This is a genomic window from Clostridium sp. CM038, assembly GCF_055081105.1.
In genome coordinates this window covers 2,902,376-2,914,762 of the sequence record NZ_CM143651.1, presented here as the reverse complement: position 1 = coordinate 2,914,762, position 12,387 = coordinate 2,902,376, and the positions used below count along the sequence as shown (strand labels likewise).

Genomic DNA, 12,387 nt, shown 5'->3' with positions numbered 1-12,387 from the left:
GTGCATGATAGAGTATTTATATAAGTATCATGATAATATGTTAACTTTGCTGCTACAGCATCTTCAAATTGTATCACTAAGTATTTCAATATCACTCGTGATTGCAATCCCTCTATCACTTTTGATTTTAAGGTCAAAAGTTTTATCTGTAGTAGTTTTATCCTCTTTAGGGGTTATTTATTCTGTGCCTAGTCTAGCATTATTTGCTTTATTAATACCTCTATTAGGCCTTGGAAAAGGAACAGCGATTTTCGTTTTAGTAATTTATAATCAGTATATTTTAGTTAGAAATATATTCGCAGCATTTAAGTCCATAGATTCATCCATTATAGAAGCCGGGAAAGGGATGGGTTTTAACCCTTTTCAGTTATTTTTGAAAGTACAAATGCCGTTAGCTCTTCCAATAATAATTGGGGGAATAAGAATTGCTACTGTAACTACCATTTCCATAGCGACTATTGCCTCGGTAATAAACGCTGGTGGGTTAGGAGTTATTTTGTTTGATGGACTTAGGATGAATTACCTTCCTAAAATATTATGGGGAACTATAATGTCTGCAGGACTTGCAATAGTTGCAAATGAAATATTATTATATTTGGAAAAGTTGGCTAGTTTTAAAGCTAGTGGTAAATGCGAAGTTTGATGTTCTTATATTAAAATATATAGCTAGAAGTTTTATAGCAAAAGTTACCAAGGTGATATATTATAAAATACATTTGTATTTTTTGAATTTACAAGGGGGAGAAAAATGAATACAATATTTGATTATAGTAAGCTAGATACTATATTAGAAAATCATAAATTTAAATCTAGTAATATTATTGCAATATTGCAGGACACCCAAGAATGCTATAGGTATTTACCCAAGGAGGTATTCTCGTATCTTTCAGAAAAGCTTGGTATGAGCAGAGCAAAAATATATAGTGTGGCAACTTTTTATGAAAATTTTTCTTTACAACCTAAAGGTAAGTTTATAATAAAAATATGTGATGGTACTGCTTGTCACGTTAGAAAATCTGCTCCTATATTAGAAAAGCTAAGAGAACATTTAAAACTTTCGGAAACTAAAACTACAACAGATGATTTAACATTTACTTTAGAAACAGTTTCTTGTCTAGGTGTTTGTGGACTTGCACCAGCTATGAGTATTAATGATAAAGTACATGGTTCTATGACCCCAGAAAAAGCAATGGAGCTTTTAAATACTCTTAAGGAGGAAAAATAATATGCTTCATAATAGAAATGATCTAATTAATGCAAGAAATATTTATATAAATAGTTTTACAAAAGAAAAAAAGGAAATTCTTGTATGTGCTGGTACTGGCTGCGTTGCAGGTGGATCCCTAGATATTTATGATGAATTAATAAGGATTATAAAGGAAAAGGGCATAAATTGTGAAGTAAGCCTTGAGAAAGAGCCACATGAGGAGACTGTTGGAGTGAAAAAAAGCGGATGTCATGGATTTTGTGAAATGGGTCCTCTTATAAGAATAGAACCATTTGGATATTTATATTTAAAAGTAAAGATGGAAGATTGCGCAGAAATCGTGGATAAAACTATAGTTAAAGATGAATGTGTTGAAAGACTTGTATATACCAAAAATGGACATATATTTAGGAAGCAGAATGAAATTTCTTTTTATAAAAAACAAACTAGAGTTGCACTTGAACATTGTGGACACATTGATGCAACTTCAATAGCAGAATATATCGCTATAGGCGGATATTCTGCATTTGAAAAAGTACTATTTGATATGAATTCAGATGAGGTTATTAACCAAATAAATGAATCAAATTTAAGAGGCCGTGGAGGCGGTGGATTCCCTACTGGTAGTAAATGGGGGCAGGTACAGCGCCAAAAGGAAAAGATAAAATATATTGTATGTAACGGTGACGAGGGTGACCCAGGGGCATTCATGGATAGGAGTCTAATGGAGGGAGACCCTCATAGGGTTATTGAAGGAATGATAATCGCCGCTGTTGCTTGTGGTGCACAAAAAGGTTTTTTATATGTTCGTGCAGAATATCCTATTGCTGTAGATAGACTTTCGAGTGCTATTAAACAAGCAAAAGAATATGGAATTATTGGGGAAAACATTCTTGGGACAAATTTTAGTTTTGATATCCAGATTAATAGAGGTGCAGGTGCTTTTGTATGTGGTGAGGGAAGTGCACTAACAGCTTCCATTGAAGGGAAAAGAGGTATGCCAAGGGTAAAACCTCCAAGAACTGTTGAGAATGGACTTTTTGGCAAGCCAACAGTTCTTAATAATGTTGAAACTTTTGCTAATGTGCCTGTAATAATTAATAAAGGCGTAGAATGGTATAAATCAATTGGAACTAAAAATAGTCCTGGTACAAAAGCGTTTGCTTTAACAGGAAATATTGAAAACACAGGACTTATTGAGGTGCCAATGGGCACAACTCTAAGAGAAATAATATTTGATATTGGTGGAGGAATAAAAAACGGCAAAAAGTTTAAGGCTGTACAAATAGGCGGGCCATCTGGTGGATGTCTTACAATAGATGATCTTGATTTGCCACTAGATTTCGACTCACTTAAAAAAGCAGGGGCAATGATAGGGTCGGGTGGACTTGTAGTTATGGATGAAGATACTTGTATGGTTGAGATTGCAAGATTCTTTATGAACTTTACAAAAAATGAATCCTGTGGCAAATGTGTTCCTTGCCGCGAAGGTACTAAAAGAATGCTTGAAATTCTTGAAGGAATAGTTGCAGGTAAAGGAAAGCTTGAAGATATAGATATGCTCTTAGAACTTGCAGATACCATATCTTCAACATCACTATGTGGACTTGGAAAGACAGCGCCATTACCAGTTGTCAGTACTATTAAGAATTTTCGTGATGAGTATGAAGCTCATATTACTTATAAAAAATGTCAATCTAAAACATGTCAGAAGTTTAAGACAATATTTATTGATTCAAAAATTTGCAAGGGATGTTCAAAGTGTTCAAAAATTTGTCCAGTTGGAGCAATCTCAGGTAAGATTAAAGGGACATTTACAATTGATAAAGACAAGTGCATAAGATGTGGTAGTTGTGTTGATACTTGTGCATTTAAAGCTATAAAGGAGGAGTAATAGAATGAATGGACAGTTTATGACTATAGATAATGTACCTGTAGAAATAAAGGGCGAAAAAAATATTCTTGAACTAGTTAGAAAAGCTGGTATCGAATTACCTACATTATGCTTCTATTCAGAGCTTTCAGTTTATGGAGCTTGTCGTATGTGTATGGTTGAAAACAAACATGGAGGCATTGAGGCCGCATGCTCTACTCCTCCTAAAGCTGGCATGGATATATATACAAATACGCCAAGACTTAGAAAGTATAGAAAGAATATTCTTGAGTTACTACTTGCAAATCACTGCAGAGATTGTACAACCTGTGAAAAAAATACTTCATGTAAGCTACAGGAGTTAGCAAAACGTTTCGGAATAAAGAAAGTAAGATTTGAAAATACTGCTAAAGAACCTGAACCAGACAATTCATCTGTATGCATAGTAAGAAATCCAAGCAAGTGTATCTTATGTGGTGATTGTGTAAGAGTGTGTGCAGAAGTACAAAACGTTGGAGCAATTGATTTTGTTGGCAGAGGATCTAAAATGACTGTTTCAACGGCATTTAATGAACCTATAGGAGACTCTAATTGTGTTGGTTGCGGGCAGTGTGCAGCAGTATGTCCTACTGGTGCTATTGTAGTAAGGAGTACTACAGATAAACTTTGGAAGGAACTTAGTGATAAGAATACACAGGTGGTAGTTCAAATTGCTCCTGCTGTAAGGGTATCTATGAGCAAGGAATTAGGACAAGAAGATGGCAAAAATGCAATGGGAAAAATAGTAACTGTCCTTAGAAAAATGGGATTTGATAAGGTATTTGATACCTCAGTAGGGGCAGACCTTACAATTATAGAGGAAACAAATGAATTTATTTCAAAACTTAAAAATAATGAGAGCTTACCTCTATTCTCATCTTGCTGCCCTGCCTGGGTAAATTATGTTCAAAATACTTATCCAGATTTAATGAAAAATGTTTCCACTTGTAAATCTCCTATGCAAATGTTTGCTTCTGTATTGAAGGAACATTACAAAGATGATGATAAAAAACTTGTGAGCGTAGCAATTATGCCTTGTTCATCAAAAAAATTCGAAGCAAATAGGGATGAATTTAAAAAGAATGGTGTTCCTAATGTAGATTATGTAGTAACGACGCAAGAACTTATTAATATGATAAAAGAATCAGGAATTGCGTTCTCAGAATTAGAACCTGAGGCACTAGATATGCCATTTGAAATTAGTAGTGGAGCTGGGGTTATATTTGGAGTAACGGGTGGTGTTAGTGAAGCTGTTATACGTAAAGTTTTAGGGGATCAACCGATTGCAATATTACGTGCACTTGCTTTTGATGGTGTTAGAGGTATGAACGGCGTTAAAGAAGCCAGTATTAATGTAAATGAGCGCGTAATAAAATTCGCCATAGTAAGTGGACTCAAAAATGCAGATTACGTTATAAAGAAGATAAAATCCGGTGAAGCTCATTATGATTTTGTAGAAGTTATGGCATGCCCCGGTGGATGCGTTAGTGGCGCAGGACAACCATTCGTAAAAGCAGAAGGGAAATCTAAGCGTGGTACTGGATTATATAAAGCAGATAAAATGAATAGTATAAGTCGTACAGATGACAACCCATTGATGAATTCGTTATATTCAGGATTGTTAAAAGGCAAGGTTCATGAACTATTACATGTACACTACAATAAAAAAAGTTGAGTAATCAACACCCATCCATATACGAGGCCACTGAAAAACTATATGAAAAATCGTCATCTAATTAAAGATGGCGATTTTTTTATATAAAAGACTAAAAAACAAAAAGGAATTTTAAAAGATATGTCGAATTAGTATAGTAGAATAAAATAAAAGGGGCTAAACTATTATGCTAAAAGGACAATTGGAAATAAAAATAAATACATACCATAGCTTATATTCGTTAATTATTCCGAAAGATAACATTTTAAAGCAAATTAATGACCTTGTTGACTTTTCATTTGTTTATGACGAATTGATGATTAACTATAGTTCATCTATGGGTAGAGGTGCTATTAACCCCATAATGCTATTTAAATATTTACTTTTGAAAGTAATATATGAATTGTCTGATGAAGATGTTGTTGAAAGAACTCTTTATGACATGTCCTTTAAATATTTTCTAAATTTAGCCCCAGAAGAAACAAATTTAATAAACTCAAGTACACTAACTAAATTTAGAAAGCTTCGCCTTAAAGACATGAATTTATTGGATTTATTAATAAACAAGACTGTAGAACTTGCTATAAAAGAGGGAGTTTTAAAAAGTAAAGCAATAATAGTTGATGCTACGCATACCAAGTCACGTTATAACCAAAAGTCAGCAAGCGAGGAATTATTGAAACGTGCAAAAAACTTAAGAAAAACATTGTACGGAGTACATCCTGGTATTAAAGAAGAGTTACCTAATAAAGTTACAACTGGAGTACTTGAAGATATTCTTGAGTACTGCAAATTATTAATTGATACCATAAACGAGAAGCCAGAAACTGCAGCAAATCCAGCTGTGAAAACTAAATTAAACTACTTAATGGAAGCTATTAATGATGACTTAGAAAATCTAAAAATATCAAAAGATGAGGATGCAAAAGTGGGGCATAAAACTGAGGATAGTTCTTTTTTTGGATATAAATCACACCTTGCTATGAGTGAAGAACGTTTAATTACAGCAGCTGTTATTACAACTGGCGAAAAAAGTGATGGAAAGGAGCTCATAACCTTAATAGAAAAAAGCCGTGAGGCTGGTATAGATGTAAATGAAGTAATTGGAGATACAGCTTATTCTGAAAAGAAAAACCTAGAATATACAAAAGAAAATAAAATTGCATTAATTTCAAGACTAAATCCTGTAATTTCACAAGGAATGCGAAAAAAAGAAGATGAATTTGAGTTTAATAAAGATGCTGGTTTATTTGTATGTCCGGCAGGTCATATGGCTATTAAAAAAGCAAAACAGGGAAAGAAGAATGTTGGTAAAAATCAAGTGCTAACCTACTATTTTAATGTAGAAAAGTGTAAAAATTGTGTTCATAAAGATGGGTGTTATAAAGAAGGCGCTAAATCTAAAACTTATTCAGTTTCAATAAAGTCAAATACTCACAAAGATCAAATAGAGTTCGAAAAAAGTGAATATTTTAAAAAACGAGCTAGGGAACGTTATATGATAGAGGCTAAAAACAGTGAACTTAAGCACCAACATAGCTATGATGTAGCAATATCGTCAGGCTTAATTAGTATGCAAATTCAAGGTGCATTATCAATCTTCACTGTGAATCTAAAGAGAATAATTAAGTTGAAAAGCATGAAATAGGGCTTTTAAAACTTAATTATAAAATAAAAAGCATGAGATATCCAAAATATGAATATCTCATGCTTTTTCTATTCAAGCTTGAAAACTCTACTAAATAAAGAGTGCTTTTTTCAGCGGCCTCCCATATACGGGTGGTTTTTTTTTGTAAAATTGTATCATTATACATTTAAAATACATATTCTATGTTGACAACGTTAAAGTTCTAGTGTACTATTAGCATATGTCACTAGGACGTTAATGTACTTTCAGAAAGGAGATGAAATCATGGATTTGAAATTTAATGACAAAATGCCTATATATTTACAAATTATGGATCTTATAAAAATGGACATCGTTACAGGAAAGCTAAGATCAAAGGATAAATTACCATCAGTACGAGAAATGGCAACAAATTTGAAGGTGAACCCAAATACGCTTCAAAGATCCTATCAAGAGCTTGAAAGACTTGGAATTGTGTATACACAAAGAGGCACTGGAACATTTGTGGGGGAGGGAGAAAATATGGTAGATGATTTAAAAAAGGAAATGGCAAAGGAAGTTATAGATTTATTTATACTTAGAATGAAAAGCTTAGGATTTACTGCTAAGGAAATAATTAAATCTGTTTCAAAGGAAACTATGGAGGTGAAACAAGATGAATAGTATATTAAAATCAGAAAAAATATGTAAGTCATATTTAAATAAAAAGGCCCTACGGGGAGTAGACCTAGATATAATGCCAGGAAAAATTGTAGGACTTCTTGGTCCTAATGGTAGCGGTAAAACTACATTCTTAAAAATAGCAGCTGGAATACTGCATTCATCGAAAGGAGAAATACGCATAGATGGTCAAAAGCCTGGTGTTTATACAAAGTCTATAGTTTCATATTTACCTGATAATGAGTATCTTCTAAATTGGATGAAAATAAAGGATGCGGTGAAGTATTTCAAAGACTTTTATTCTGATTTTGATGAAAAAAAGTCAAAGGAAATGCTCCAGTTTATGAAACTTGATGAAAATAGCACTGTGAAAAGCCTATCAAAGGGAATGAAGGAAAAGTTAAAGCTTACATTGGTACTCTCAAGATCCGCAAAGCTTTATATACTTGACGAACCACTTGGTGGAGTAGACCCTACTACTAGAGAACAGATATTAAATGCTATAGTTAATAACTTTAGTGAAAATAGTTCCATGATAATTACTACACATCTTGTAAATGATATAGAACGAATTTTTGATGATGTAGTATTTATATCTGATGGAGAGATAGTACTTAAGGGTAATGCAGAAGAATTACGAATTAGTAAGAAAAAGTCAATCGATGAATTGTATAGGGAGGTATTTAAGTAATGTTTAAGCTTATAAAATATGAATTAAGATCAACTTTTTTAACCATAATTGGAATATGTATATCGGTTATAATTGCTAACTTATTTCTTATGACAAAGAAAGATACCTGGGGTGGTAATACAGTAACTGCATTATCTACATGCTTAATTATTGGCGCCATGATAGTAATATTTATATCTTCATTAAAAATTATGAGCAAATACTTATATGGAGATTCAGGCTACCTGTTGTTTACACTTCCGCAATCTGGGAGCGCGATAATGACTTCAAGGCTGATAAGTGCCTTAATTCAAATATCCATTGTTGCGTTTGTATCCATTTTGATGCTCTATTTGACTTCAATAGACAAAATAGATTTAAGTTTTTTTAAATATTTCAAGCTCAGTATAGTATTATTTTTTATAATTCAATATATATGGGGCATTGTTTATTTATTAACATTTATATACTTTTGTATGGTTATTGGCAAAGTAGCCTTAAGAGGTAAAAAACTAGGTAAAATAGGTTCTTTTATAATTTTTATAATACTAACAGTAGCGATAGGCTGGCTATCATTCAAAATTGTTGAACTATTCCCTCAAACACTGAACATCGTTGGTTCTTCATTAGAGAGTAGTTTTCAATCATCTGCTTCGGCTCTTTCAAGTTCAGGTGGGGAACTAAATATTAATATTGCTAATACCATATTTCAGATAATTACTTTTGTAGGATTATTCATAACCACTACCTATCTAATAGACAAAAAATTAGATTTATCATAAGATTTAATAATTTAAAACTCATATAAGGAGGTTCAACATGGAAACTATAGTACAAATCAAGAATGTTACAAAAAAAATCGGTAAAAAGGTAATAATAGATGATCTTACTTTTGACGTGCGTTCAGGGGAGGTGTTTGGATTCCTCGGACCAAATGGCGCTGGTAAAACTACTACTATTAAAATGCTTTTAGGACTGATGTCTATTACTAAAGGTGAAATGTATATTGATGGATTAAATGTTGAGAAGGATTTTGAAAAAGCCATTGTTAAAGTCGGTGGAATTATTGAAAATCCAGATTTATATAAATATTTAACTGGGTATCAAAATCTTGTTCATTTTTGGAGGATGTATCCAGACTTAAAGAAGGAACGTATTGATGAGGTTATAAAAATTGTGGGTCTTGAAAAAAGAATAAATGACAAAATAAAGACATATTCACTAGGTATGCGTCAAAGACTAGGGGTTGCACAAGCGCTCCTTAACTCTCCAAAGTTATTGGTATTAGATGAACCTACTAATGGATTAGATCCTGCTGGTATTCATGAATTGCGTAATCATTTACGGACACTTGCAAGAGAAGAAAATGTTGCAGTAATAGTATCAAGCCACTTGCTTTCAGAAATGGAGCTTATGTGCGATAGGGTAGGAATTCTGCAAAATGGAAAATTGGTTAGAATTCAGGATATGAAAGAAATGCTTGAGGATGAGTCGGATTCAGTTATAGCTCTAGATGTTTCGCCGATTGAAAGTGCAAAAGCATATTTAGAAAGTCTTAGTAGCAAATATAAACCAGAAATAAATGAAAAAGAAATTGAAATTAAGGAAAATATAGAAAATGTTCCTGGGTTAGTTGAAAAGCTTGTGCAGCAGGGAATTAAAATTTACGGTGTTCGTAAGGTGCAACAAAGCTTAGAGAAAAAATTCTTAGAAATGACAGGGGGTAATGGAATTGCGTAAAATAATAAATCTAGTTCGTAATGAAAATATGAAACTTGCTCATAGCGTTAGCACATGGATAATGATGGGTATATTAGTTCTTATTATAGTAGCAGTTGGGCTCTTATTTAGATTTACAGGTACCCAAGCGCCTAAAAGTGATTGGAAATCAGACATAACAATTCAAAACCAGGAAATTAAAAAATCATTAGCTAGGCCAGGGATATCTAAAATGGAAAAGGACGGAATTACAAAGCAGTTACAAACTAATGAATATCGTCTTAAAAATGACATACAACCTATACAAGATAAATCCTTATGGGGATTTGTAGAAGGAGCAAGTAGCCTAATATTTTTAATTTCTCTTTTTGCTATTATAATGGGTGGTGGAATAGTAGCCAATGAGTTTTCAGGAGGCACAATTAAATTATTACTAATTAGACCTTCAAAACGGTGGAAAATTCTACTTTCAAAATATATTTCTGTTTTAGGATACACTCTTTTCATGCTTTTAGTACTTTTAGTAGTTTCATTTCTTATTGGAGGAGCATTGTTTAGCTTTAAAGGGTCAGGTACACCATTCCTTACAAATGTTGCTGGCAAAATTAGTGAAGTTAATATGATAGCACATATTGTGGAGGTTTATGGACTTCAGTGTATAAGCTTAGTTATGATGGTTACTTTAGCATTTATGATTTCTACAGTTTTCCGTAATAGTGCAATGGCTATAGGTATTGGAGTTTTTCTTTTAACTGTAGGGAATACCGTAACAATGCTACTCACTAGATTTAATTGGTCAAAATATATTCTATTTGCAAATACGAATTTGAATCAATATATTGATGGGCAGCCATTAGTTAAAGGAATGACAATGAACTTTTCAATTACAGTACTGATAGCTTATTTTATAATTTTCAATGTTATTGCATACGCAGCTTTTATAAAAAGAGATATAGTAGCATAATATTATAAATAAAATACAGACCACCTGGATAAATATAAAATTTATCTAGGTGGTCTATATTTTCATATTGACACGATTAATGTTGCAGTGTACTATTAACATATGTCACTAGGGAATCGATGTATTTTCTGAAAGGAGATTGAATAATGAATTTAGAATTTAATGATAAAATGCCTATATATCTACAAATCATGGACCTTATAAAAATGGACATCGTTACAGGAAAGCTAAAATCAAAGGATAAGTTGCCCTCAGTACGAGAAATGGCAATGAATTTAAATGTGAATCCAAATACGCTTCAAAGATCCTATCAAGAGCTCGAAAGACTTGGAATTGTTTATACACAAAGAGGAACTGGAACATTTGTGGAGGAGAATGAAAATATGATGGATAATTTAAAAAATGAAATGGCAAAGGAAGTTATAGATTCTTTTATACTTAGAATGAAAAGCTTAGGATTTACTACTAATGAAATAATTAAATCTGTTTCAAAGGAAACTATGGAGGTAAAACAAGATGAATAATATATTAGAATCAAAAAAAATATGCAAGTCGTATTTAACTAAAAAAGCCTTGCGCGGTGTAGACCTAGATATAATGCCAGGGAAAATTTTAGGACTTCTTGGTCCTAATGGTAGCGGTAAAACTACATTCTTAAAAATAGCAGCTGGAATACTTCATCCATCGAAAGGAGAAATACTAATAGATGGTCAAAAGCCTGGTGTTTATACAAAGTCTATAGTTTCATATTTGCCTGACAATGAGTATCTTCTAAAGTGGATGAAAGTAAAGGATACAGTGAAATATTTTAAGGCATTTTATTCTGATTTTGATGAAAAAAAAGCGAAGGAAATGCTCGTATTTATGAACCTTGATGAAAATAGCGCTGTGAAAAGCCTGTCAAAAGGAATGAAAGAAAAGTTAAAGCTTACATTGGTACTTTCGAGAGCTGCAAAGCTTTATATACTTGACGAACCCCTTGGGGGAGTAGATCCTACTACTAGAGAAAAGATATTAAATGCTATAGTTAATAACTTTAGTGAAAATAGTTCTATGATAATTACTACACACCTTGTAAATGATATAGAACGGATTTTTGATGATGTAGCATTTATATCTGATGGAGAGATAGTGCTTCAAGGTAATGCAGAAGAATTACGAACTAGTAAGAAAAAGTCAATCGATGAATTGTATAGGGAGGTATTTCAATAATGTTTAAGCTTATAAAATATGAATTAAGATCAACTTTTTTAACCATAATTGGAGTTTGTATATCTGTTATAATTGCTAACCTATTTCTTATGACAAAGAAAGATACCTGGGATGGTAATACAGTAATGGGGTTATCTACATGCTTAATTATTGGCGCCATAATAGTAATATTTATATCTTCGTTAAAGATTATGAGTAAATACCTACACGGAGACTCAGGCTACCTATTATTTACACTTCCACAATCGGGAGTATCAATAATGGCATCCAGGCTGATAACCGCTTTAATACAAATTTCCATTGTTGTTTTTGTATCCCTTTTGATGTTTAATTTGACTGTAACAGGCAAAATAGATTTAAGTTTTTTTAAAGATATTAAGCTCGGGATAATATTATTTTTTATAATTCAATATATATGGATCATTGTTTATTCCTTAACATGTATATACTTCTGCATGGTTATTGGCAAAGTAGCCTTAAAAGGCAAAAAACTAGGTAAAATAGGCTCTTTTATAATTTTTATAATACTATCAGTAGCAATAGGCTGGCTGTCAACTAAAATTACAACGCAATTCCCTCAAACAATTAACTTGAGCAATTTTTCAATAAATACGACTAATAATATATTGAATTCTGATTTCACGGTTTCAGGTGGAGCATTTAATATTAATATTGCGGATACTATATTTCAGATAATTACTTTTGTAGGATTATTCATAACCCCTACCTACCTAATAGATAAAAAATTGGATCTATCATAGG

13 protein-coding genes are annotated in these 12,387 nt (G+C 32.4%); all 13 read left to right on the top strand.

Translation table 11 applies throughout. The features are described 5' to 3' along the window. The first annotated feature begins 4 nt into the window (after positions 1-4). On the top strand, positions 5-643 hold the full coding sequence (locus ACWJKS_RS13410; RefSeq protein WP_165413177.1) for an ABC transporter permease: 639 nt from the start codon (positions 5-7) through the stop codon (positions 641-643). Positions 644-748: 105 nt separating this feature from the next. After that, positions 749-1,225 carry a complex I 24 kDa subunit family protein gene (locus tag ACWJKS_RS13405; protein ID WP_220286688.1) on the top strand — a complete coding sequence of 159 codons (477 nt, stop codon included), beginning with the start codon at positions 749-751 and terminating at the stop codon, positions 1,223-1,225. A 1-nt stretch (position 1,226) separates the two neighbouring features. Further along, entirely contained in the window at positions 1,227-3,101 is a 1,875-nt protein-coding gene (gene nuoF / locus ACWJKS_RS13400; protein ID WP_462959771.1) for an NADH-quinone oxidoreductase subunit NuoF, read from the top strand. Positions 3,102-3,105: 4 nt separating this feature from the next. Further along, positions 3,106-4,794, top strand: coding sequence for a [FeFe] hydrogenase, group A (locus ACWJKS_RS13395; protein ID WP_462959770.1), 1,689 nt, complete (start codon positions 3,106-3,108; stop codon positions 4,792-4,794). 166 nt (positions 4,795-4,960) lie between these two features. After that, positions 4,961-6,421 carry an IS1182 family transposase gene (locus tag ACWJKS_RS13390; RefSeq protein WP_462952569.1) on the top strand — a complete coding sequence of 487 codons (1,461 nt, stop codon included), beginning with the start codon at positions 4,961-4,963 and terminating at the stop codon, positions 6,419-6,421. Positions 6,422-6,685: 264 nt separating this feature from the next. Then, positions 6,686-7,063: a GntR family transcriptional regulator gene (locus ACWJKS_RS13385; protein ID WP_216301634.1), complete on the top strand. Its 378-nt coding sequence runs from the start codon at positions 6,686-6,688 to the stop codon at positions 7,061-7,063. Further along, a complete protein-coding gene (locus ACWJKS_RS13380; protein ID WP_462959769.1) occupies positions 7,056-7,751 on the top strand; it encodes an ABC transporter ATP-binding protein in 696 nt (231 codons plus the stop codon). Before ACWJKS_RS13385 ends, ACWJKS_RS13380 begins: the two co-directional genes overlap by 8 nt. Next, entirely contained in the window at positions 7,751-8,512 is a 762-nt protein-coding gene (locus ACWJKS_RS13375; RefSeq protein ID WP_462959768.1) for a hypothetical protein, read from the top strand. Before ACWJKS_RS13380 ends, ACWJKS_RS13375 begins: the two co-directional genes overlap by 1 nt. Positions 8,513-8,549: 37 nt before the next feature. After that, positions 8,550-9,470 carry an ABC transporter ATP-binding protein gene (locus ACWJKS_RS13370; protein WP_216301637.1) on the top strand — a complete coding sequence of 307 codons (921 nt, stop codon included), beginning with the start codon at positions 8,550-8,552 and terminating at the stop codon, positions 9,468-9,470. Continuing rightward, positions 9,463-10,413 carry an ABC transporter permease gene (locus tag ACWJKS_RS13365; RefSeq protein ID WP_462959767.1) on the top strand — a complete coding sequence of 317 codons (951 nt, stop codon included), beginning with the start codon at positions 9,463-9,465 and terminating at the stop codon, positions 10,411-10,413. The genes ACWJKS_RS13370 and ACWJKS_RS13365 overlap by 8 nt, the downstream gene beginning before the upstream one ends. A gap of 146 nt (positions 10,414-10,559) precedes the next feature. After that, the gene (locus ACWJKS_RS13360) at positions 10,560-10,937 is read left to right on the top strand and encodes a GntR family transcriptional regulator (protein ID WP_462959766.1); all 378 of its coding nucleotides are present in this window, start codon (positions 10,560-10,562) and stop codon (positions 10,935-10,937) included. Further along, entirely contained in the window at positions 10,930-11,625 is a 696-nt protein-coding gene (locus tag ACWJKS_RS13355) for an ABC transporter ATP-binding protein (protein ID WP_462959765.1), read from the top strand. The genes ACWJKS_RS13360 and ACWJKS_RS13355 overlap by 8 nt, the downstream gene beginning before the upstream one ends. Next, positions 11,625-12,386 carry a hypothetical protein gene (locus ACWJKS_RS13350; RefSeq protein WP_462959764.1) on the top strand — a complete coding sequence of 254 codons (762 nt, stop codon included), beginning with the start codon at positions 11,625-11,627 and terminating at the stop codon, positions 12,384-12,386. Before ACWJKS_RS13355 ends, ACWJKS_RS13350 begins: the two co-directional genes overlap by 1 nt. Position 12,387 lies beyond the last annotated feature (1 nt).

What these genes read in the sequence shown, in the direction of transcription:
- nuoF (WP_462959771.1), top strand. Translation starts at nt 1,227, where the DNA reads ATGCTTCATAATAGAAATGATCTAATTAATGCAAGAAATATTTATATA.
- ACWJKS_RS13410 (WP_165413177.1), top strand. Translation starts at nt 5, where the DNA reads ATGATAGAGTATTTATATAAGTATCATGATAATATGTTAACTTTGCTG.
- ACWJKS_RS13360 (WP_462959766.1), top strand. Translation starts at nt 10,560, where the DNA reads ATGAATTTAGAATTTAATGATAAAATGCCTATATATCTACAAATCATG.
- ACWJKS_RS13375 (WP_462959768.1), top strand. Translation starts at nt 7,751, where the DNA reads ATGTTTAAGCTTATAAAATATGAATTAAGATCAACTTTTTTAACCATA.
- ACWJKS_RS13385 (WP_216301634.1), top strand. Translation starts at nt 6,686, where the DNA reads ATGGATTTGAAATTTAATGACAAAATGCCTATATATTTACAAATTATG.
- ACWJKS_RS13405 (WP_220286688.1), top strand. Translation starts at nt 749, where the DNA reads ATGAATACAATATTTGATTATAGTAAGCTAGATACTATATTAGAAAAT.
- ACWJKS_RS13355 (WP_462959765.1), top strand. Translation starts at nt 10,930, where the DNA reads ATGAATAATATATTAGAATCAAAAAAAATATGCAAGTCGTATTTAACT.
- ACWJKS_RS13390 (WP_462952569.1), top strand. Translation starts at nt 4,961, where the DNA reads ATGCTAAAAGGACAATTGGAAATAAAAATAAATACATACCATAGCTTA.
- ACWJKS_RS13380 (WP_462959769.1), top strand. Translation starts at nt 7,056, where the DNA reads ATGAATAGTATATTAAAATCAGAAAAAATATGTAAGTCATATTTAAAT.
- ACWJKS_RS13350 (WP_462959764.1), top strand. Translation starts at nt 11,625, where the DNA reads ATGTTTAAGCTTATAAAATATGAATTAAGATCAACTTTTTTAACCATA.
- ACWJKS_RS13395 (WP_462959770.1), top strand. Translation starts at nt 3,106, where the DNA reads ATGAATGGACAGTTTATGACTATAGATAATGTACCTGTAGAAATAAAG.
- ACWJKS_RS13370 (WP_216301637.1), top strand. Translation starts at nt 8,550, where the DNA reads ATGGAAACTATAGTACAAATCAAGAATGTTACAAAAAAAATCGGTAAA.